Here is a 22,383-nt window from a genome sequence, read left to right on the forward strand (position 1 = left end):
CATGATCGACGTTCGCAATCTGAACCTGACGTTTGGCGAGGGGGCGAAAACCACGCAGGTGCTGACGGACGTGAATATTGCCGTGCGCGAGGGGGAGATTTTCGGACTGGTAGGGGAATCCGGTTCGGGAAAAACCACGGTGCTGAAATGCCTCGCGGGGTTGTTCACCCACTGGAAAGGCGAACTGGAAATCGACGGGCAGTTGCTCGAGCACAAAATTGGCCGGGATCGCTGCCGTCTGGTGCAGATGGTGTTTCAGGATCCTTACGGTTCGCTGCATCCGCGCCACACGATTGGCGATATTCTGGAGGAGCCGCTGCAAATTCACCGCATCGACCAGCGCGATCGAAGCATTAATACCATTCTGGAGAAAGTCGGCCTGAACCGCGGTTTTCGCAGCCGTTATCCGCACCAGCTTTCCGGCGGTCAGCGGCAGCGCGTCGCCATCGCCCGCGCATTGATCCTAAAACCGCGCGTATTGCTACTCGATGAACCGACTTCTGCGCTGGATGTTTCTGTGCAGGCGGAAATCCTCAATTTGCTGTTCGATCTTCAAAAAGAGGAAGGGCTGACGTATCTGATGGTGACGCACGATTTGGGCGTTATCGCCCATCTCTGCCAGCGTGTTGCAGTGATGAAGTTTGGCAAAATTCTCGAGACGCTGGAAACCGATGCACTGCTGTGCGGTGATATTGCGCAGGATTACACCCGCGTGCTGGTGGACGCCAGTCGAAATTACAGCCGGGAAATGGCGGCGAAGGTCATGTTGTAGGTGACAAAGAAAGTGTAGGTGAGGACTCTGCACCGTTCCGGTCAATTCTTTGGAACGGTGCAGAAAGCATTCGCGTTATTTTTGCAGCGTTGTCTGCGGCTGACGCAACGCAGTCATTAAGTCAGACATGCAGCGATCAACCAGCATTTCAACGGCATCGCTGCGCGACGTGTCCACCAGCATCGCCAGCCGGTCGATTTTTCTGAGCACCGACATGCGCAGAGAGAGCGAAACAGGCTTTTTCTTTTCTTTATCCAGCGAAACGTGGCTGACGGCTTCGCTGCTTTTGTGTTCGTCGCTGGACAGCAGTGCCTGGTGCATCTGGCGAAGGGTTTTTTTATCCAGCGTTCCCGGTCCGGTCAACTGATACGAGTGCGTCGCCTTGCTGTATTTAATCTCAGCCGAATAGGTTTCGCGTATTTCCTTCAACGCCCGTGTCAGCGTGGGTTCGGAACAGGCAAGCTCGGTGATGATTCTTGTTGCCGACACCGGTTGTCGGTTACCGAGCAACTGTGCCAGTCGGAAAATACGTGCTTGTCGTGTGCTGAGTTGCATGATTAGTCAGTGCCTGTCGTCGTGTAATGGGCGATGGTGCATGGAAAATTCGGGTTATTTTTATGTGTTTCCCTTCTTACTACCTTTCCATGGCGCCTGCAGGGCCGAAAATCCTAGCAGGGTTTTCCTCAACATCAGGTAAATCAACCTGTGAGAAAATACTTAATTCAGGTGGTTAGCTGTGAAAAACCGGACGCCATCCTGTATTTCTTCCTGCGCTATACCGTAAATCTGCGCCTGTTCAAGTACGCGTGCCGCCCAGCGGCGGTGAGTCGCAGGTTCACACATCGCGCCCTGAGATTTAAAAACGGCCTGACTGGAATTGAGAATGCGCAGTGCATCGGCATGATCGGCTGAAGTTACCATCAGTGCACGTTCGATTTTGGCGATCTGATTCGGATGGATAGCGGTTTTGCCCACCAGCCCGTGCGCCATGTCCAGCGCCAGCTCCTTTTCCATCACGTCGTGATCGTCAATATGCTCACACACCGGCGAGGTCAGGGCGAAATCCCTTGAACCAAACACTGCGACCAGCATTTTTATCACGTAACCCATCGGGCTGTCATAAAGCGTAAGATTGCGCGGACGGCGCAGTGAAATCACATTCATCAGGTCGTTACCGCCGATGCGCAGAGCGATAATGCGGGAATGACACGGATGCTCCAGCAGCGTTATTGCGAGCTTGCGCATTTGCATCACGTCAAACACATCTTCGGTTTCCAGCGTCGGCATCATACACAGGTGCGTGTCTTTCATGATGTCCCACCAGACCGGCAACGATTCCAGCGTGAACTTAGGTAGAACCAGCCCGTCGGCTGGGGTGAGATCTTCCGTTTCGGTGAGGAATTTCCCCATCTCCGGGTCGCGTGGACGGATAAATACCAGCGGCCAGTCTGCACCCTGACCGGCGTCCTTCGCGGATTTCAGCGCGACCAGTACCTCTCGGAGATTTTGCAGCGCCGCAGGAACGTCGGCGTCGCTCACCGCATCTTCCAGACAGATAACGATGGAACGCAGTCCGTCGATTTGATTGCTCAGAATGCTGCCCGTAATATCGTTACGGGTGGCGGGCATGTAAAGCGTGGCGCCCAGCCGGTAGGGAGATAGTCTCTTTGTCATCAGTGAACCTTTTTGATAATGGTGACGGCGCGGTACTGGCCGATGCGGTCACCGACTTCAGTGATGGTGATGTTTTTTTCACGCGCCAGATAGACCAGCAGCGCGACGTCCGGATCGTTCACGGAACGCACCAGAACGTGCTCCGGAACGCGGCGAAGCACGGCACGCGTGGCCTCGGCGATGCCCGGCTTAATCCGGTTGATGCTCGAAATATCGTATTCAGTTGCCAGCGAAGCAATCACCCGTTCGCTCTGCGTCTTCAGATGCACATAATTTTCTGGCAACCACGGGCTGGCAGGAATGGCATTGAGATCCAGCGCGTTACGGCAGTCGGCCACGGTATCGACCAGCAGGCGGCTGCACTCATACTGGCTCAGGTGATCGCACTTCACGCAGCCGTGCAATCCATCGGATGACCAGATTGAACGAGAAATCAGTCCGGAAACTGGCGCGCCCATGATGCCAAACGGGATAAGCCAGTCGTCGTCACTGGCGGAAAGCCAGGACACGCCACAGGGATCGGCCAGCACGACCAGCCGCGGATCCTGAGGGTAACCGGCACGCGAGGCGAGCGAGCGGCGCAGTTCGCCGGTGATCGCACCTTTGCCGGTCCAGCCATCGACAAATACGATGCCTTCAGTGCCGTGCCGGGTTTCAATCCAGTCCATCGCTGTTTCGTCGATCCCACGGTCACGGATAATGCTGACACCATAATGGTGAGACTGCTTGCCCATCGCCCGCAGAGTCTGCTGCAACATCACGCCCAGTGGCACACCGGCGCGCACCAGACTGACCAGCACCACCGGCGTATCGCCAAATCGGGCGGCCAGCGCTTTCGCCAGCATCACCACTTCTTTCGCCAGGCGGACCGCGCCCTGCTCCAGCGCGCGGGAAAATAAGTCCAGATGCCACGCGGTCGGCTCGGGTTCCTGACTCAGCATCTCGGAATAGTGCTTTTCACCGGACTGAATCAGCTGTTCTTTTTGCTCAACCGGCGTCATTTCCATTTCTACCGGCGTTAACAGAAAGTGTACGTCTTCCGGCAGGTACGAGCCGGAAAATGGCGTAAATGGCTGCATATTATTTCTCCCCGGCGCAATGATGACTTTCTGCGAAAATTTTCTGGTTAATTTCCTCAGCGAACTGACTCTGTTGTGGCATGCCAAACCAGTGACACAGTTTCATAAAACGGTGATCGCTCAGGCTGTCGCCGAGACCGATTACCGGAAATACGCCGCGTTCTGCCCGCAGTTTTTTTAGCAGGAATTGCGTCGCCAGGCCTTTTTCGACCGGTGCTGGCAACCACGCAATGTTGTTGCTGTTGCTGTGAATGTAAAAACCTTCGGTGGAGAACGTGGCTTCGATCTCTTCCCCGATGGTATACAGCTCTTCGAGGCGGGTGCTGTCGGTGTGCTTCATCACCAGATACACCGGCGTGTCGCCATATTCGTAATTAATGCGTGCCCAGCCGCTGATATTGCGCTTAGCCATCAGTTCGGTGATGCCCTGTTGCATAGTGAGCAGGCGCTCGCGGTAGGCCGCCAGACTTTCCAGCATATGGGCTTTCCATTCTTCATCCGGCTCGCCCTGCGGGGTGAGGATCACCGCGCCGTGGGTGGCAATTGCCCATGAGCTGAACGGAATGGTCACGCGGCTGATTTCTTCTGTGCCACGTGCGGTAACCGGAATAAAATCAGCGTGTTCGAGCAGCCAGTCCACCAGCATGGATTGTTCTTCGGTCATGAAGCTGCGTGCGGACATGGAACGATCCAGCGCACCCGGCCTGAACGGCTCGAGCGCCAGTTCATCGACCATCTTACGGCGCGTCTGAAACAGCGTATCGTCCAGATCGGAAAAAACGACCGGCTTATTCATTAATAGTCACCTTCATAAACCACTACCTCAACGGTATTCGCCACGTTTCTCAGAGCATCGAGCAGGGAAGGATCGACGCTGTCGGCGGGCGTTTCCACGCACAGCAATATGCGGTCGAAGCGCTGATGCGCGATGTTGTACACAAAGTTTGGAATGCCGAGCCCGTAGTTGTCCGCAAAGGCAATGGCGGATTTAATGGCATACCCGGTCGAAATTGGAGAGCGGGTAGTGCAACTGAACTTCACGTCAGCGCCAAGTTTTTCGAGACGCTCCGCCAGAAGCAGCGGCTCCCAGACAAATTCGCCCGAACCCAGCACCAGAACTTTCTCGCCTGTGGCAGCGGTGACCGCTTTACCCAGATCGCGCGCCGGAACAGCCATGCCAAGGCGTCCCCAGCTCTGTTTGCCGGTGATGGTAACGCTGCCGGTCGCGGTGACGTTCACTGCGGGCATGACCGGAACCGGCGCATCCGGTTTGCTTTCCCAGTGCCAGTCGCCTTGCACCAAAGAAACCGGTGTGACCGGCAGAGGACAATTGGCTTCAATCGCGTTGCCGCTCCAGTCGGTCAGCGTAACGGTCACCACCTGCTCAAGCTGCGACAGCCCGGTGTCAGCACGCAAGGCTTCCAGCAGATTGATGAAGGTATTACCGGTGGTGGCTTCGTCGTCGATCAGCACCAGACTTTTTGCATCCCGCACTCTGGCGCGAAGGACCGGGTCCGCCGGATGATAGAGCAGGTGATCCGTCGCGTGGCTGTGATTCTCTTTAAATTCGCACAGCAGATCGCCTGCCACCGGATGACGCGTTGAAGTCAGATACACGGAATTTTTATAACGGCTTAAGGCTTCATCATAGACGCCAGCACCAAGCCCTACAGCCGTTTCCGCCATGCCGACAAACAACACCGGCTCGGGCAAATTCGACGGAATTTGCAGGGCGAGCTGACGATAGGCAGAGCGCATCACGGAGGGGGCGATCGGAATATGCCGCCCGAGCACTTTGCTGACGAATAAAAACGCGCGCTTCGGATTGCGGCGCTCTGCGATATCAAACAAAGCGTCCAGCGAATGCTGTCCGCCGGTCGGGGTCACGGTCAGCGTACCGCCGGAAAGCTCACGGCGATAAACAGCGTTAGGGATAATCATGGATTTCCTTGTCCTGAAGACAGATTGTCGAGCGTGGTGTTGTAAGGGATAACATCTGTCATCGAGCGTACAACGGCCGGTGAGAAATTCCCGGTCGCTGCGGTCATAGCCTGAGCTTCTGTGATCAGACCGAGCTTACGGGCGGCAAAAAGGCCGGGAAGATTGACGCCGCTGTGGCGGGTATAACCGATGCCGCCGCTTGGGCGCATGTTAATTTCCAGTAAGACCGGCTCGCCGTGATCGTTATTGCGGGTTTGCACATTCACCAGACCATCAGCCTGCATCACTTCGGCGCACATTTTGCCGAGTTCATATGCCGGGCCAGACTGTTCGAGATATTGCAGCGCCCCTTCTTTACGACGGGCTACCGCCGCGATGACTTTTCCGCGTTCCACCAGCATATCGACAGAGTATTCCGGACCGGGCAGATAAGGCATCAGCACCAGCGGCTCAAAGGTTTCCATCTGTTCTATCGCATGCAGATACATATCCGGGCGCACTTTACGGCTGTCCGGATGAGTGAACGCCGCCATGTGGCTGACGTTGTCATCAAATCGCCAGAATCCCATGCCATAAATACCGACAACGGGTTTCACGCACAGCATGGTGGTGCCGGACAGGGATTCGGAACTGGTGTTGTTGGCGAGTTGCGCCCGTAACTCCTCGGCTGATTCGATACGGATCGAGGGCACAACCGGCAGGCCGTGTTGTTGCATGGCGCTGGCGAAATCCACTTTATCGTCAGCCAGTTCAAACATGGCGTTGCTGACCGCACCGGTGGTGAGTGTGACGCCAGAGGCGACAATGTCAGCGCGATGCGTTTCAAACCACTGGCAATTGCGACCGGTGTGGATGGCATTCACGCCATATTGCGCGACGGTGGAGGTAATAAACGCCAGACGGTCTTCGTCCTCCGGCGGCTCGATAAGTGCGATATCTGCCAGAGAAAGGATTTCATTTCTGTGATGGCGATGAGAGGCAATGACGGTGACATCTTTATTTTCGAATTTAAAAAAATCTTTGATGCCTAAAATAATGTCGCGCTGTGACGACAGACCTTCCATTAACCAAATTACGTGACTCATCGGCGTATATATTCCAGAAATGAAGAGGGGAAGAAGAATTCTCTGAGAGTCTATGTAGGGACCTTGAACTTGTCAATCATAACATGATTTATATTGTCATGTTGTGAATTTGTGGGTCACACTCAGATTTTTGTTATCTTAAATCGTCAGAAAACGTAAATTATCCAAAAATAGACACATCATATCAATGATTTAAATTTTAAATGCAAATTAGAGGTAAATTGAGGCTTGTGCAACTACTTCGTCATGATATGATTTTTAAGTACATGGAATTCTGATTCAAAAAAATAATGATTTAACCTATCTCTGAAGGAATATCTAATGGTTTCATTAAGCAAGAACCAAACTGTTTCACTCAGCAAACAAACGTCTTCGTTAAATCAACTCCAGTTCGGGTTGGGTTGGGATCCTTTGAAAAAGAAAAAGGGGTTCCTGGGTGGTCTTTTAGGTGGCGGCGGTAACGATTCAATTGATTTAGACGCAGGATGCGTGCTGTTAGACCGCGCAGGCCAGACCATCGACACCATCTGGTTCCGCAAACTGAAATCAAGCTGCGGCTCCGTTGTCCACCAGGGCGACAACCTGACCGGTGAAGGCGATGGCGACGATGAAGTGATTACCGTTGACCTGACCCGCCTGCCTGCGCAGGTGGAATATCTGGCGTTCACCGTGAACAGTTTTCGTGGCCAGACTTTCAACGAAGTCGACAACGCATTTTGCCGCGTAGTGGATCAATCCCGTAAAGAACTCGCCCGTTATCAACTGACGGAGCAGGGCTCGCATACCGGTATCATTATTGCGTCGCTTTCGCGCAACAACGGCGAATGGGATTTCACTGCGCACGGCAAAGCCTCAACTGGCCGTACTATTGATGATATGCATTCCGATATCGTGGCTACGGTGGTGCGCTAATGACTATGACGCCGGGAGGCAATGCCTCTATTCCTTCACAGGTTCTGACGGTGCGCGTGCTTTCTGGCGTCCCGGTCGATGCTTCTTCCTTCCGACTTTATGCCACCGGCAAAGTGAAGGGCGATCCTGACATGGTGTTTTACGGCCAGCCCGTCAATGACGATGCGTCAGTAAAACTCTCCGGAGCGGGCACCGATACTGCGTTTACCGTGGACATTAATCGCCTGCGTCCTGACGTCGAGAAGCTGGCTTTCACCGCCACCTGCGACGGCAATATGACGCTTTCCGGCCTGAAACGTCTGACGATTCAGGTTGAGCAGAACGGCAGTGTGCTGCTGACCGGCGATGTCGATGTTAACGGACGTCAGGAAGCTGCGCTGATTCTGGGTGAAATCTACCGTCGCAATGCCGAGTGGAAATTCCGCTTTATTGCGCAGGGATTCAACGGCGGCCTGAAACCGCTGGCCGAGCATTTTGGTGTGGATATTTCAGATGCACCCGTTCCGGCACCTGCTCCAGCCCCGACGCCAGCGCCTGCTAAAATTAGCCTGAGCAAAGTATCTCTGACCAAAGAGAAACCGACCATCAGTCTGGCGAAGCGGGACAACTTTGGTGAGATCAAAATCAACCTTAACTGGAATCAGGAAAGCAATACCGGTTCCGGCGGGGGTATGTTCGGCGGCATGTTCAACAAATCCAAAGGTATTGACCTCGATTTAGGGGCATTTGTTGAATTGCAGGACGGCACCAAAGGGGTCATTCAGGCGCTCGGCAACACGTTTGGCCGTCTGAACGCTGAGCCGTTTGTCCAGTTGCAGGGCGATGATCGCACCGGCCAGGTTCGCGACGGCGAGTGGCTGCACATCAATGGACGTGAGTGGAAGAAAATTCGTGAAGTCCTGATCTACGCGTTCATCTATGAAGGTGTCGCGAGCTGGGATAAAACCGACGGCGTGGTCACGATGCACATTCCTGATCAACCGCCGATTGAAACGCGCTTAACCGAGGGTTCTAACCGCCACAATATGTGTGCGATCGCCCGTCTGGTGAATGAAAACGGGACCATCAAAGTAGAGCGTCTGAACCAGTTTTACAGCGGCCATAAAGACATGGATAACGCGCTCGGCTGGGGCTTTCGCTGGTCTGCGGGCTCCAAATAGTATTGTTACTCAACATAATTTTCATAATCCGAGGGCAGAAAACATGAGTTTCTTCGACAAAGTGAAAGGTGCATTCAACAGCGGTCGTGACGAGTTAACCAAACAGGTTGGCCGTTTCAAAAACAAAAAATTTATGCAGGGTACGGTGGCCGTGTGCGCACGCATCGCCGTCTCCAGTAATGGCGTGAGTTCTGAAGAAAAGCAAAAGATGATCGGCTTCCTTCAGGCCTCCCCTGAACTGAAAGTATTCGAAACCAAAGAAGTGATCGCGTTCTTCAATGAACTGGTGACCAGCTTCAGCTTCGACTACGAAATCGGTAAAGGCGAAACCATGAAATACATTCTGGCGCTGAAAAGCCAGCCAGAAGCGGCCCAGCTTGCGGTTCGCGTCGGTATCGCCGTGGCGAAAAGCGACGGTGACTTCGATCAGGACGAACAAACTGCAGTCCGCGAAATTGCTCTGGCATTAGGTTTCACCCCGGCCGAATTCGGTCTTTAATTTTAACACTCTGGCTTAAGGGCTATTTATGGTATCCACGCATATCGGTTTCCCGGCTGAAACCGTCACGGTATTTGTTGTTCTGGCACTCGGTGCGATTTTCATCGACCTGTTCATGCATCGTCATGACAAGCCGATTTCGCTGAAAAGTGCTGCGCTCTGGACGGTCTTCTGGATCGTCGTGGCGATGGCATTTGCCGGCTTCCTCTACATTCATCACGGCTCTGAAGTGGCCAGCCTGTTTATCACCGGTTATGCGCTGGAGAAGGTCCTGTCGGTTGATAACCTGTTTGTCATGATGGCTATCTTCTCGTGGTTTGCTGTACCGGATAACCTGCGCCACCGTGTGCTCTACTGGGGTGTGATCGGGGCGATTGTGTTCCGCGGTATCTTCGTGGCCATCGGCGCAAGCCTGCTAACGCTGGGTCCCTGGGTCGAGATTGTCTTTGCGGTCGTCGTGTTGTGGACGGCAGTGATGATGCTCAAAAGCGGCGGGGATGATGACGAGATCGAAGATTACTCTCAGCACATCGCCTATCGTATGGTGAAACGCTTCTTCCCAATCTGGCCGAAGCTGAAAGGACACTCGTTCCTGTTAAGCCAGAAAGAAGTCGACGCAGAACTGGCAAAACCTGAGAACAAAGACATTAAAGTGGGTCGCGTAGGGAAAGCGGCGCTGTACGCCACACCGCTGATGCTGTGTCTGGCCGTGGTGGAATTGTCCGACGTCATGTTCGCCTTTGACTCCGTTCCTGCGGTTATCGCCGTAAGCCGTGAACCACTGATCGTTTACAGTGCCATGATGTTCGCCATCCTTGGCCTGCGTACGATGTACTTCGTGCTGGAAGCGCTGAAACAGTACCTGGCGCACCTTGAGAAAGCGGTTATCGTGCTGCTGTTCTTCATCGGTGTGAAACTGGGTCTTAACGCAACCGACCATCTGTGGCATCACGGTTACAATATTTCTGCTAACGCAAGTCTGTTTGTTGTTCTGGGCGTACTGGCTGTGGGTATTATCGTCAGCGTATTGTTCCCGGGAAAACCTGATGCTGAGGAAGGCAAACAGGGCTAAGCCCTTGCCTTCCCACTTGAAAATTAACGTTAACTATAGAGGATATTATTATGGGCGTTTCACTCTCTAAAGGCGGTAATGTTTCTTTAAGCAAAGAAGCACCAACAATGAAAAATGTGCTGATCGGTTTGGGTTGGGATGCCCGCTCAACTGACGGCCAGGATTTCGACCTTGATGCTTCAGCGTTCCTGCTGACCAGCGCAGGTAAAGTGCGCGGTGACGCAGACTTCATCTTCTACAACAACCTAAAATCTACCGACGGTTCCGTCCTGCACACCGGCGACAACCGTACCGGTGAAGGCGATGGTGATGATGAAGCACTGAAAATCAAACTGGATCAGATCCCTGCTGAAGTCGATAAAATCGTCTTCGTGGTGACCATCCATGATGCGACCGTGCGTCGTCAAAGTTTCGGTCAGGTTTCTGGCGCATTCATCCGTTTGGTGAATGACGACAATCATCAGGAAGTGGCGCGTTATGATCTGACTGAAGATGCCTCAACCGAAACGGCGATGTTGTTTGGTGAGCTGTATCGTCATAACACCGAATGGAAATTCCGCGCGGTGGGTCAGGGTTATGCGGGCGGCCTGAGCTCTGTGTGCGCACAGTACGGCATCAACGCCTCGTAATTGAGCAAGATATTTTGTAGTCCAGCAGGCGGCATTCCGCTGCCTGCTGTAATGAACATAACGTATTACAGGAGTTTTAAATGGCAGTTTCTCTGATTAAAGGCGGCAACGTATCCTTAACTAAAGAAGCCCCAACCATGAATGTGGCCATGGTCGGTCTCGGCTGGGATGCACGCGTAACAGACGGCGCAGAGTTTGACCTCGACGCCTCAGTGTTCATGGTCGGTGATGATGGTAAAGTCATTTCTGATGCGAGCTTCATCTTCTTCAACAACAAAACCAGCACCTGCGGTTCCGTGACTCATATGGGTGACAACCGTACCGGCGCAGGTGACGGCGATGATGAACAGGTCAAAATCGACTTGTCCAAAATCCCTGCTGAAGTAAAAAAACTGGTCTTCGCTGTAACGATTTACGATGCAGAAGCACGTAAACAAAACTTCGGTATGGTCAGCAACAGCTTCATGCGTGTATTCAACAACGATAACGGCACTGAAATTGCCCGTTTCGACTTGTCTGAAGATGCGTCCACCGAAACGGCGATGGTGTTTGGTGAGTTGTATCGCAACAACTCAGAATGGAAATTCAAAGCCGTCGGTCAGGGCTTTGCTGGCGGCCTGTCCGCACTGGCCTCTCAGCATGGCGTGAACATCTAAATCGCGCGTAAGTCTGACAGCCCCGCTGGTAAAACCGCGGGGCTTTTTTGTATTTATGAGGAATGCAGCCTGCGGGCACAGTTATTCTCAAATACACAGGATGGTCAAAATGGAATTGCAATCCGGACAAAACATTGCCCTGACACAGAACCTACTACGCATCACCGTTTCTTATCCCAAGGCAGCAACTTTCGGCAGTGATGTCGATGCTTCCGCCTTCATGCTCACAGCACAAAACAAAGTCAGGGGAGATGACGATTTCATCTTCTTCAACCAGCCCGCCGCTCCAAATGGCAGCCTGAGTCTGACGACATCCGGAGAGCGCAGCCTGTTTTCTCTGGATCTGAGTAAGATCGATGCCGACATCACAAAGATTGCGATTACGGTGGTCATTGATGGCCCAGATTCCATTTCCGGTTTGCAGGAAATCCAGTTAAATGTCGAAGGCGTTGCCGTTTTCAATGTCCCGCTCGCCGATCGCAGTGAAAAAGCGCTCATCCTCGGCGAAGTTTATCGCCATAACAGCGGCTGGAAGTTAAGAGCGTCAGGACAAGGGTTCAATGGCGGTCTTGAGCCGCTGGCAGTCAACTTCGGTGTCGATGTTTCGTCTCCCTCGCCGGTTCCTGCGGCAGTCATCACTACGGTCAGCCTTGAAAAACGTATTCAGGAAAAAGCGCCGCGTCTCATCAGCCTGGCGAAAACGGCCACCGTCAGTTTGACCAAACACAATCTCCAGTCGGCCAGGGCGAAAGTGGTCTTTGTACTGGATGCCTCCGGTTCGATGACGAGCGAGTTTAAAAAAGGGCACGTTCAGGCCGTTCTCGACAGGATCGCTGTACTGGCAGTGCAATTTGATGATGATGGCGATATGGATATGTGGGGTTTTGCCGAGAAGCATCGCAAGTTCAAAGACGTCACGTTGGATAATCTTGAAGGATACGTGGCTGATATCCAGAACTCAGGCAGACGAGGACGCTGGGAGCTCTTGCCGGGGTTAGGGGGCACCAATAATGAGCCACCTGTGCTTGAGGAGATTATCGATACCTTTAAACACAGTGATTTACCGGTTTACGTGGTGTTTATAACGGACGGCGGTATCAGTAAAACTCGGGCGATCAAAGATGCTATCAGTCGCTCGGCGAACTATCCTATCTTCTGGAAGTTTGTGGGTCTCGGGGGCAGCGGTTATGGAATTCTGGAGAAGTTAGATACCTTTACTGACCGGCGGCTTGATAATACGCATTTCTTCGCGATCGATGACTTTGCCACCCTGAGCGATGAACGGCTTTATGATCTGCTGCTGGAGGAGTTCAAGGACTGGACTCAGGCGGCGAAGCAGGAGCGTATTTTGCGCTAAGCGCTATGCGTCCCCAAAAGAGGCTTTGTGCATTAGAGGAAAATTTTTCTTGGGAACTCACATATTCTTGCCGCTTAGCCATTCAAACCCGCTTTCGCGGGTTTGGTTTTTCAGTTTATCTTATTTCACCTTGTCTCCATTATTCCACTGCCCTGGATGGGAAACATTAAATAAAACTGAGCGATTTTTATAATTGATTGCACTCATTCCCTTTGCGTATAAGAAGAGCAATAAAGAATTTCATTCAAGAAATTTAAAACGTATAACCTAGTCCTACACGAAAACGCGTCTGACGTTCATCGGTGGTGCTTCGCAATGAGACATTGCCGACTTCCACAAACGGAGACCACGCGCCAATGAGATAAGCAGTTCTGAAATTATATTCGTAGTTATATTTACTGTTATTGTAGAGGTCATACTTATCGGCTTTTTTATAGATCCCTTCCAGTGTCCAGTCGAAGCTATTCCATTTATATCCCGCCCAGACATCCATACGATTTACGGTGTCATCATTGCGCGAGTCGGAAGAGCGGCGAGTGTACTCAAACCGGTAACGGGCACCCAGCCACCATGCCTGATTAATCGTCCAGATAGTGCGTAAATAGGGTTTATAGGTTGAATAGCCACTCCCTGTTTCCAGTACAAACCCCGGCTGCCAGGCAACATCACCCCTGTTGAACTGGTAATTGACTGTGTATTCATTTCCCTGAACTTCTAAATCATTGAAGGCTTTATTGGTGTCATCACCCCCTGATTTTGAAATGGCTTCGACAGCGAATCCAAAGCCGTTACTAAAACGATTAGAGATATAGACACGGTCATAGTTTGCTTTACTGTCATCAAGATATTCATGACGCACATCCATATAGACTGCATGTGCATTTGAGGCTGCCAGAGAGAGTAATACAATAAGATATTTTTTCATGATAAATCCATTTTAATAATTATAAATAAAAGGTAGTAAAAGATGGTGAGCACGAAAGTAATCTTATTGAAAAGCTGTTTCAATAATTTAATTTTGTTTTTATATGAAATTGAATCTTCGTCACAAATGCAGTTAAAGAATAATTCCGCAAGGTAAGGTTATTCGTTTATAAATATTCCGGAAATGTGAAATAAGAAAGTGCAGTCTTCATTTAAATGCCACGTAGTGAATTAAAATGTCATTATTATAAAGGTATTTTAATAGAAATCAGGGACGGAAATGGGGGCGAATTTAGGGGGGGGCGAGAAGGCGAGCACTTCCGCCTTCTCATCATTTCACTTACTCTGCAGTTGCTTAATCCGTGCAATCGGTGGATTTCGTTTTGCCCACGAACCGTGGAAGTGACGCCAGTAAGGTTCCTGCGCGGCGGCCAGCATCTCGTAGTCACCACGGGTGTCACCCCATGCGCGCAAGTGGTAGGAAGAAAGCGGGCCGTACTCAGCTTCCAGACGCTCTACCTTCTGGCCGCAGCGGCAGTTGTGACCGCTGATCCGACCGGTCAGAACGCCATCTTTCACCTCCAGGTTGGTGCCGATCAACCGGATACCCAAACGCTCAGCAAAAGGTTTTAGCACCATCGCCGGAGAGGCTGAGCAAATCGTTACGATCGCACCTGAGTTAACCTGCGTGGCGACGGCTATCAGGCCGGAAGGGCGCATCAGACGCGTCCAGTAACGCTCACAAAACTCGGCAGCTTTCTCTTCAACCCATTTGGCGTCCACGCCGGTCATAAAGGTATGGATCAGCACTTCTTTCAGCTCATCGCGAGTGAGTCGGCGGCCAACGCATTTCAACGTGGGTAAGGCTAAACGCACCATCCGACGCGCGAAGACGCGTTTACCAAAGGCAAAACGCAGGAAGGGCACGAAGCTGTCGTGTTTAGTCAGGGTGCCGTCGAAATCGAAAACGGACAGGGAATTGCCAACGTTTATTACATCATTAACCATCGTTCAATACGCTCCTTCGGTTGTCCCCTGCGAAAAATGAGGGACAACGTAATTCGTTTATAGCGGTAGTGTAATCGCTTTACGGCTGTTGATCATTGTTGTCTGCTGCTGCGTGAGAGGATGAACAAAAAAAAGCCCGCCGATTTGCATCAGCGGGCGGGGGTATTTACAACATGTCTGAAGCTGAAACCTACTTCTCGTCAGGCAAAGCGTAGGCGATCACGTAGTCGCCACGCTCAGGGGACTGGCGTGCACCACCGGCGCTGATAATGATGTACTGTTTACCCGTTTTCGGTGAAACGTAGCTCATCGGGCCAGACTGGCTGCCGACCGGCAGACGAGATTTCCAGATTTCCTTACCGTTAGCGGTATCGAACGCGCGCAGATAGAAATCCTGCGTACCCGCGAAGAACAACAAGCCGGATTGCGTTGACAGGCTCGCGCCCAGCGTTGGCATACCCACTTCCATCGGCATACGCATTTTGATACCCAGCGGGCCGGTATCTTTCACCGTACCAACCGGCACCTGCCAGACGATTTTACCGGTTTTCAGGTTAACCGCAGACATCGTACCGAACGGTGGCTTCTGGCAAGGAATGCCCAGCGGAGACAGGAAGCGCTCACGCACTGCGCCGAACGGTGTACCGTCCATTGGCACCATCCCCATTTCAATACCACTCGCACCGGTCGGTACCTTGGCACGCGGAACCATGTAGTTTGCCAGACCCAGACGCATATCGTTGACGAACATCAGGGCATTGTTCGGATCAACCGAAACGCTGCCCCAGTTCATGCCGCCGAGCGAGCCGGGGAATTGCAGGGAACGATCGAGGCCCGGGGGCGTATACACGCCTTGGTGGCGCATCCCTTTGAACTCAATACGACACAGCAGCTGGTCCATCGGGGTGGCGCCCCACATATCAGATTCTTTCAGCGTCTGGTTGCCGATGTTTGGCATCCCGACGGAGAAAGGCTGCGTTTTGGAGTAGCGTTCGCCAGGCACGTTGCCCTGCGGCACTTCGCGGTTTTCAACTTTCGCGACTGGCTCACCGGTTTCGCGGTTCAGCATAAAGATCATGCCCTGTTTGGAGGTCTGCACCAGTACTGGCGTGCTGCCGCCTTTGTCATTCGGCAGGTCGTACAGCAGTGGCTGTGACGGCAGGTCGAAATCCCACAGGTCGTGATGAGTAGTCTGGAAGGTCCAGCGGACTTTACCGGTTCTCGCTTCAACAGCAACCACAGAAGAACTGTATTTGTCGTCCAGCTCAGTGCGCGTACCGCCGAAGAAGTCCGGCGTTGCGTTGCCGGTTGGCATGTAGATAAGACCCAGTTTTGGATCATACGACATGGCGGACCAGACGTTCGGCGTACCACGTGTGTAAGTCTGACCTTCAGGCGGCAGTTTGGTGATGTTCGGATTACCCGGATCCCATGCCCAGACCAGTGCGCCAGTGTGGACATCGAAGGCACGCACCACGCCCGGAGGTTCGCCGGTAGAGAAGTTATCCGCCACACGACCGCCGACCACAACGACGTTACCGGCCACCAGCGGTGTAGAGGTCTGCTGGTAATAGCCCGGTTTGACTTCGCCCATGCCGACTTTTAGGTCGACCACGCCGTTGTCACCGAAATCAGCGCAAGGCTTGCCGGTGTCAGCGTTGATGGCGATCAGGCGCGCATCGATGGTTGGCAGGAACAGACGACGTTCGCAGGTCGCGCTGACCGTACCCCCGGTGGCAGCCGGTGACTGTGGCGCAGGACTTGTTGCGGTGGCCGCTTCTGCGGCAGTGGTTGATGCGTCAGATGTTGCAGCAGCATCCGCAGCAGGCTGTGCGGCTGGCGCAGCAGAAGCGGAGGCATTCTCGTAATAACCCAGACCACGACAACGCTGCCAGTTTGGCGCGGTTGAGTTGGAATCGTAAGACCACAGTTTTTTACCGTCATCCACCGACAGCGCCAGCACTTTGCTGTACGCGGTACAAACGAACAGTTTATCGCCTACCTGTAGCGGTGTGTTCTGGTCTTCAGCGCCGGAGCCGTTGCTCTGTGGGATATCGCCGGTATGGGCAATCCACGCGACCTGAAGTTTATCGATGTTGGTTTTATTGATTTGATCCAGTGCAGCGAAACGGTCACCGGCGGTGGTGTTACCCCAGTTTTCCCAGTTTTTCTGTTCCGCACCCGTCGCGACCGGCTTCACCGGTGCCTGATCGTTGTCGGCGCTGATAATTGGCGTCGGCACGAAGGTGTTACCGAAAGCGGCGATCAACGCAACGGCCAGCACGGCTGCCAGCGAGAAGCTTGGGCCTTTACGGGCAACCAGCCCTGCGCGCGTTTTCAACAGTGGATACGCCAGCGCGGTCAGGAAGGCCAGAACGCCGAAAGTGAACAGGCGCGAGAACAGCGGCCAGAACGCCAGACCAGCGTCCCAGATCGCCCAGATAATTGAAAGTACGAAGGCCACGGCGTAGAGCCATGCGCCCGAAGGCTTACCTTTGAAAATCAATACGGCTGACACGAAAAGCGCCAGACCCATCAGCAGGAAGTACAGGCTTCCTCCCAACGTGGCCAGATACGCGCCGCCGATGCCCAGCGTCAGACCGATGACAGTCATCAGTGCGCTCAGGAGCCAGAGGAGCCAGGTCCATTTACTCTTAGTAGTTGGCATGATTTATCTCACTGCACATGTGTTATAGAAAAATAGATAGTAGAAAAGATGGGTAGAAGAAAGCTGCGCTGTAAAGGGGTGATACCTGATGACTCTTCGCCATCAAATGAACCAGACAGAACAATTTCGCGCAAATAGTAATACTTCTCAACGTAGTTGTGAATGTGTAACGGAGAGTTTGAATTTCGGTAAAGAAATAGTGTGATATTGAATAGGGAAGGGTTTCTTCTGTATCTATCTGATTTACATAAATAATTATTTATTACATATGCAAATAACAAATGTTTAGTAAGTTAAGTATTCGTTTTTGGTCTATGTAATAGCATTAATGGTACCGTTTACTCTGTCACAAAAAGAGACTTGTGACAGATTTCCCACATTTCTCTCTGCCAATGTGAACCGGATGGTAAGTTTACGGTGCGCTAACGTTACAAATAGCCTTCAATCAGCATCTTCATTTCCAGTGTAATTTGCTCCACCAGACGACTTTTAGGGATCTGTGGTGGGAAAACGGCGAGATAGGCAATGCTGATGTCAGGCGTGAAAGGCTTAATCACCAGATCGCTTTTGTGACTGCGCGCGGTAATGAAATCCACCACGCCGACACCCAGATTATTTCCCGCCATGACGCAGCAATTATTCAGCGATGTTTCGATAGGATTGTTCATATAAAGATCCTGACGGCTCATCACATGATCCAGTTGCTCACGCAGCGGTGTTTTACGGCCAGGGATGATAGGGCGGTAATGGGTGAGATCGGTTGCGGTCACCACGTCTTTTTTCGCCAGCGGATGGCGGGGCGACATCACCGCTACCGCATTCGCTCGAGCCAGCATTTCCGCCTGTAGCCCTTTGACATCCGGCTTGCCGAAAATAAAGCCGACGTCGTATTGATTGCTGGTGACCACATCCGTGATATGCGTGGTACTTTCGATATCCAGAAAAAGAGAGATGTCGTCGATGGTTTCGACAAGCGGCGGCAAAATGTGTTCGACGCACAGCGCAGATAATGCCGCAACCGTGCCGATGCGCAGTACGCTGCCTTTGGAATGACGGATCTCTTCCGCAATGCGCGAAATATGTTCAAGCCCGAGGTACAAACGTTCCACTTCGCGATACAGCTTGATAGCGTCGTCGCGCGGGATAAGCCCCCGGCCGTCACGGTCAAACAGCTTCAGATCGACGGCATATTCAAAGTCACGGATCAGCCGGCTGACTGCAGGCTGAGTGATGTTCATCATATTAGCTGCTGCTGTAATGCTACCGGTGAGGATCACTTTGTGAAAAGCTTCTACCTGTCGGGGATTAATTTTCGTCATATGTCCTCATGATCCATAACATTTGTTTATGGATGTAACACAAAATACAATTTTCAATTCAGATGTCCACCCCCTAGACTCCAGTTTACGATCTGACACACATTGCCTGAAAATCTAAAATAATTAAGGGTTAAATGCATGAGAAAGTCCGTTCCGGCAGTAGTGCTCTCCTCAGCACTGGCCACACTTTTTATTTTACACACAACCTCTGTACAGGCTGCCGATCTCAAAATCGGTCTGGCCGCATCAACGACATCAATGGATCCGCAATTTTACGTGGGCGGTGCCAACAGCGCCATGGCACGCAGCATTTTTGACGGGCTGGTCAATCAGGACGAAAAACAACATATTACGCCTGCGCTGGCGGTATCGTGGAAAATCATCAACGATACCACCTGGGAATTCAGCCTGCGTCCCGGTGTGAAATTCCACGATGGCAGCGATTTCACGGCAAAAGACGTGATCGCCAGCATAAAACGCGTGCCGCTGGCTTCGAAGAACAGCCCGAGTGCCTACACGCCGTACGTCAATGACATCGCAGATGTCACCGAAGTAAACCCTTTAACGGTGAGAATTGTCACCAAAGCGCCAACACCCCTCTTGCTCAACAACCTGAGCCGCGTCGCCATCTTACCGGCCCGGCTTGAGAATGTGCCGTCGCAAACCCTCAACGAAGGGAAAGACGTGATCGGCACCGGGCCATTCAAATTTGTCAGCTGGACACCGGATGACAATGTCGTACTTGCGCGCAACGACCAGTATTGGGGCGGCAAAGCACAATGGGATAACGTAACGCTGCGCGTCTTTAAAAACCCAAGTGCTCGTGTGGCCGCGATCCGTTCCGGCGACGTTGACCTGATTGAAAGCGTACCGACGGCCGATGGCCGCGATCTGGCGAAACAGGCTAGCCTGCATATGGAATCCGTTGCCGGTAACCGCATTCTCTATTTGCACCCGGATCAGGATCGCGATACATCGCCGTTCGCCAAAGGTCCTGATGGCAGCAATCCCCTGAAAAAGCGTGAAGTGCGTGAAGCGATGTCGCTGGCGATCAACCGTCAGGCGATTGTTGACCGGATTATGGACGGGCAGGGCGTTCCGGCCTCACAGCTGGTGCCAAAAGGCTACTTCGGCTACACGCCATCCATCGCCGCACCGGTTTACGATCCGGCCAAAGCGAAGCAATTGCTGGCGCAGGCGGGTTATCCTGACGGATTTACCCTGACATTCCACGCGTCGAATGACCGTTATCCTAATGATTCGAAAATCGCACAGGCGCTGGGCCAGATGTTCAGCCGTGTGGGGATTAAAACCGACGTGGTGACCATGCCGGGCAGCGTTTATTTCTCACGGGCGTCGAAGCGTGATTTCAGCCTGATCATGGGCGGCGCGGCGATTGAAACCGGTGAAGCTTCCGGGGTGCTGGGGCCGTTGCTCGAAACCTTCGGGCCGAACGGTGGACAGGGTAACCGTGGCCGCTACTCGAATCCGGAGTTTGATAAAACGCTGGCCGAAGCGCGTTCGACACTCGACGACGGCAAGCGCGAAAAACTGTTACAGCAAGCCACCGAGATTGCGATGAAGGACGAAGGCACCATTCCGTTGCTGTTCCTCTCGTATACTTGGGCGATGAAAACACCTTATACCTACGTTGGCCGTTCCGACGGTTATACGTTGCCGTACTTTGTTCACGAAAAATAAATCCTACGGGATGCCATGAACGAAGTGCATACCGAACCCACGCGGGAATAGAGCACCAACACCAGGGTTGTTCTAAGAAAAGAGAGAGAAGCTATGACTTCTTTTAGCGGTGTATTTCCCTATCTGGTTTCCCCCGTCACTGACGGTGGTCAGATAGATAAACCGGTGTTAACCGCACTGGTCGAGCATCTGATTAACAGCGGCGTGCAGGGTCTGACGCCGCTGGGCAGTACAGGTGAGTTTGCTTATCTCAGTGCAGAACAGCGCACCGGGGTGGTCAAAACAGTAGTCGAAGCCGCTCGGGGCCGCGTACCGGTGATTGCCGGGGTCGCAGCCACCACCATTCAGGACGCCGTAGCGCAAACCGCTCGTTATGTCGCTCTGGGTGTCGACGGTATTCTGGCTATTCTTGAAGCCTATTTCCCGGTGCCCGATCAGGGCGTCGAGGACTATTTTCGTGCCATCGCGACCGCAGCAGGCACGCTGCCGGTCGTGCTGTACACCAATCCGCAGTTCCAGCGTTCCGATCTCAGCCTGCCGGTCATTGAGCGGCTGAGTCACGTTGCAAACATCAACTATATTAAAGATGCCTCCACTAACACCGGCAGGCTGTTGTCGATCATCGAGCGCACGCAGGGGCGGATGCAGGTCTTTGCCGCGTCGGCGCATATTCCGGTATGCGTGATGATGATTGGCGGTGTCGGCTGGATGGCGGGTCCGGCTTGTATCGTGCCAAAGCAAAGTCTGGCGTTGTACGAAGCTGCGAAGCAAGGTGACTGGACAAAAGCGATGGAATTGCAGCGCCCCCTGTGGCGCATCAATGAAATCTTCGCTAAGTATTCGATTGCCGGATGCATCAAAGCGGCATTGCAGTTACAGGGTTTTGCAGTGGGCGATCCGCTGCCGCCTCAGATTCCGCTCGACGCCGCCGCGCGTCAGGAAATCGCTGAAGTCTTACGTTCGGTAGGTGCCTTGTGAAAACGCTGCCCGTCATTATCGATTGCGATCCCGGTATCGACGACGCTATTGCGCTGCTCAGCGCGTTTGTCGCGCCGCAGCTGAGTATCCTCGGCATCTGCACGGTGTGCGGTAATCAGCCGCTGCCCAATACCTTGCGTAACGCGCTGCAAATCACTGAGCTGGGGCAGAGAATCGATATTCCGGTCTTTGCCGGTTGTCATCAGCCGATGTTTCGCGAACCAATCCACGGCCAGTTTCATGGCGAAAACGGCCTCGGCAATACCGCATTTCCCGCACCGAAAAAACAGCCCGAATCACTCCACGCCGTTAATTTTCTGATCAACAGCTGCGAGCAGGCGATCCGCGAAAATCAGCCGGTTACACTCTGCGTGCTCGGGCCACTGACCAATCTGGCGACGGCGTTGCGCATGAAACCGCAGATCGCCGCCGGGATTGCCCGTGTGGTGCTGATGGGCGGCGCTTACCGTGAAGCCGGTAATCGCACCATGACGTCCGAGTTCAACATGCTGGCCGATCCGCACGCTGCGCATGTGGTGTTTTCAAGTGATCTGAATATCACGGTTCTGCCGCTCGACGCGACGCATCAGGTCATCCTTACGCCTGAACATGTGACCAAATTTATTACTGTCTCCGGGCGTATTTCACAGCCGCTGGGCGAACTGATGGCGTTCTGGGATCGTAATGATATACGCCGATATGGCTCGCGCGGCGGTCCGTTGCACGATCCGCTGGTGATTGCTTATGTGCTCGCACCGGAACTGTTTGTTACCGAGCGCGCGCGGGTGTTTGTCGAATACAACAGCGATTTATGCATGGGACAAACCGTGGCCGACTGGTACGGTAAATCCGGACAAACGCCGAACGTTGATATCGTCACGCGCGTGGACGCCGCAAAGGTGTTCATGCTGTTTTATGAGCTACTTTCACGCTATGCCGGGAACTGACC

21 protein-coding genes are annotated in these 22,383 nt (G+C 52.9%); 11 read left to right on the top strand and 10 right to left on the bottom strand.

Going from position 1 to position 22,383, the window contains the following annotated elements; all coding sequences use genetic code 11:
- The first annotated feature begins 1 nt into the window (after position 1).
- Positions 2 to 772, top strand: a complete 771-nt coding sequence (locus tag GE278_21960) for an ATP-binding cassette domain-containing protein (protein QLK63733.1) — start codon at positions 2 to 4, stop codon at positions 770 to 772.
- 75 nt (positions 773 to 847) lie between these two features.
- On the opposite strand, the gene GE278_21965 is transcribed toward GE278_21960, so the two are convergent.
- The 6 genes from GE278_21965 to GE278_21990 form a co-directional block, all read right to left on the bottom strand.
- Positions 848 to 1,327 (bottom strand): tellurium resistance protein TerW, encoded by a 480-nt coding sequence (locus tag GE278_21965; GenBank protein QLK63462.1) that lies wholly within the window; start codon positions 1,325 to 1,327, stop codon positions 848 to 850.
- Between the two features lie 162 nt (positions 1,328 to 1,489).
- The gene (locus GE278_21970) at positions 1,490 to 2,446 is read right to left on the bottom strand and encodes a citrate lyase subunit beta (GenBank protein ID QLK63463.1); all 957 of its coding nucleotides are present in this window, start codon (positions 2,444 to 2,446) and stop codon (positions 1,490 to 1,492) included.
- Positions 2,446 to 3,525 (bottom strand): hypothetical protein, encoded by a 1,080-nt coding sequence (locus GE278_21975; protein QLK63464.1) that lies wholly within the window; start codon positions 3,523 to 3,525, stop codon positions 2,446 to 2,448. Before GE278_21975 ends, GE278_21970 begins: the two co-directional genes overlap by 1 nt.
- 1 nt (position 3,526) lies before the next feature.
- Positions 3,527 to 4,321 carry a hypothetical protein gene (locus GE278_21980; protein QLK63465.1) on the bottom strand — a complete coding sequence of 265 codons (795 nt, stop codon included), beginning with the start codon at positions 4,319 to 4,321 and terminating at the stop codon, positions 3,527 to 3,529.
- Positions 4,321 to 5,466 carry an adenine/guanine phosphoribosyltransferase gene (locus tag GE278_21985; protein QLK63466.1) on the bottom strand — a complete coding sequence of 382 codons (1,146 nt, stop codon included), beginning with the start codon at positions 5,464 to 5,466 and terminating at the stop codon, positions 4,321 to 4,323. Before GE278_21985 ends, GE278_21980 begins: the two co-directional genes overlap by 1 nt.
- Entirely contained in the window at positions 5,463 to 6,551 is a 1,089-nt protein-coding gene (locus GE278_21990) for a carbamoyl-phosphate synthase large chain (protein ID QLK63467.1), read from the bottom strand. Before GE278_21990 ends, GE278_21985 begins: the two co-directional genes overlap by 4 nt.
- Before the next feature lie 321 nt (positions 6,552 to 6,872).
- Here GE278_21990 and GE278_21995 point away from each other — a divergent pair, with 321 nt between their 5' ends.
- The 7 genes from GE278_21995 (at position 6,873) to GE278_22025 (ending at position 12,836) form a co-directional block, all read left to right on the top strand.
- On the top strand, positions 6,873 to 7,463 hold the full coding sequence (locus GE278_21995; protein QLK63468.1) for a tellurium resistance protein TerZ: 591 nt from the start codon (positions 6,873 to 6,875) through the stop codon (positions 7,461 to 7,463).
- Positions 7,463 to 8,623: a tellurium resistance protein TerA gene (locus GE278_22000; GenBank protein QLK63469.1), complete on the top strand. Its 1,161-nt coding sequence runs from the start codon at positions 7,463 to 7,465 to the stop codon at positions 8,621 to 8,623. The genes GE278_21995 and GE278_22000 overlap by 1 nt, the downstream gene beginning before the upstream one ends.
- Positions 8,624 to 8,666: 43 nt before the next feature.
- Complete coding sequence (locus GE278_22005) at positions 8,667 to 9,122, top strand: Tellurium resistance protein TerB (GenBank protein QLK63470.1); 456 nt, start codon at positions 8,667 to 8,669, stop codon at positions 9,120 to 9,122.
- A 28-nt stretch (positions 9,123 to 9,150) separates the two neighbouring features.
- Positions 9,151 to 10,194 carry a TerC/Alx family metal homeostasis membrane protein gene (locus GE278_22010; GenBank protein QLK63471.1) on the top strand — a complete coding sequence of 348 codons (1,044 nt, stop codon included), beginning with the start codon at positions 9,151 to 9,153 and terminating at the stop codon, positions 10,192 to 10,194.
- Between the two features lie 50 nt (positions 10,195 to 10,244).
- Positions 10,245 to 10,823, top strand: a complete 579-nt coding sequence (locus tag GE278_22015; GenBank protein QLK63472.1) for a chemical-damaging agent resistance protein C — start codon at positions 10,245 to 10,247, stop codon at positions 10,821 to 10,823.
- An 80-nt stretch (positions 10,824 to 10,903) separates the two neighbouring features.
- Positions 10,904 to 11,479: a chemical-damaging agent resistance protein C gene (locus GE278_22020; GenBank protein QLK63473.1), complete on the top strand. Its 576-nt coding sequence runs from the start codon at positions 10,904 to 10,906 to the stop codon at positions 11,477 to 11,479.
- A 109-nt stretch (positions 11,480 to 11,588) separates the two neighbouring features.
- Complete coding sequence (locus GE278_22025) at positions 11,589 to 12,836, top strand: tellurium resistance protein TerF (protein ID QLK63474.1); 1,248 nt, start codon at positions 11,589 to 11,591, stop codon at positions 12,834 to 12,836.
- 253 nt (positions 12,837 to 13,089) lie between these two features.
- Here the strand turns inward: GE278_22025 and GE278_22030 are convergent, their stop codons facing one another.
- The 4 genes from GE278_22030 to GE278_22045 all read right to left on the bottom strand — a co-directional run bounded on the left by GE278_22030 (position 13,090) and on the right by GE278_22045 (position 18,755).
- Positions 13,090 to 13,761: a hypothetical protein gene (locus GE278_22030; protein QLK63475.1), complete on the bottom strand. Its 672-nt coding sequence runs from the start codon at positions 13,759 to 13,761 to the stop codon at positions 13,090 to 13,092.
- Between the two features lie 335 nt (positions 13,762 to 14,096).
- Positions 14,097 to 14,768, bottom strand: a complete 672-nt coding sequence (locus tag GE278_22035; protein ID QLK63476.1) for an HAD-IB family hydrolase — start codon at positions 14,766 to 14,768, stop codon at positions 14,097 to 14,099.
- 190 nt (positions 14,769 to 14,958) lie between these two features.
- The gene (locus tag GE278_22040; GenBank protein QLK63477.1) at positions 14,959 to 17,436 is read right to left on the bottom strand and encodes a membrane-bound PQQ-dependent dehydrogenase, glucose/quinate/shikimate family; all 2,478 of its coding nucleotides are present in this window, start codon (positions 17,434 to 17,436) and stop codon (positions 14,959 to 14,961) included.
- 428 nt (positions 17,437 to 17,864) lie between these two features.
- Positions 17,865 to 18,755 carry a LysR family transcriptional regulator gene (locus GE278_22045; GenBank protein QLK63478.1) on the bottom strand — a complete coding sequence of 297 codons (891 nt, stop codon included), beginning with the start codon at positions 18,753 to 18,755 and terminating at the stop codon, positions 17,865 to 17,867.
- 138 nt (positions 18,756 to 18,893) lie between these two features.
- Between GE278_22045 and GE278_22050 the strand changes: the two genes are divergently transcribed.
- The 3 genes from GE278_22050 (at position 18,894) to GE278_22060 (ending at position 22,381) form a co-directional block, all read left to right on the top strand.
- Entirely contained in the window at positions 18,894 to 20,456 is a 1,563-nt protein-coding gene (locus GE278_22050) for an ABC transporter substrate-binding protein (GenBank protein QLK63479.1), read from the top strand.
- A 93-nt stretch (positions 20,457 to 20,549) separates the two neighbouring features.
- Positions 20,550 to 21,434: a dihydrodipicolinate synthase family protein gene (locus GE278_22055; protein ID QLK63480.1), complete on the top strand. Its 885-nt coding sequence runs from the start codon at positions 20,550 to 20,552 to the stop codon at positions 21,432 to 21,434.
- The gene (locus GE278_22060) at positions 21,431 to 22,381 is read left to right on the top strand and encodes a nucleoside hydrolase (GenBank protein QLK63481.1); all 951 of its coding nucleotides are present in this window, start codon (positions 21,431 to 21,433) and stop codon (positions 22,379 to 22,381) included. Before GE278_22055 ends, GE278_22060 begins: the two co-directional genes overlap by 4 nt.
- Positions 22,382 to 22,383 lie beyond the last annotated feature (2 nt).

It is taken from the genome of Enterobacteriaceae bacterium Kacie_13, assembly GCA_013457415.1.
In the GTDB taxonomy this organism is placed as follows: domain Bacteria; phylum Pseudomonadota; class Gammaproteobacteria; order Enterobacterales; family Enterobacteriaceae; genus Rahnella.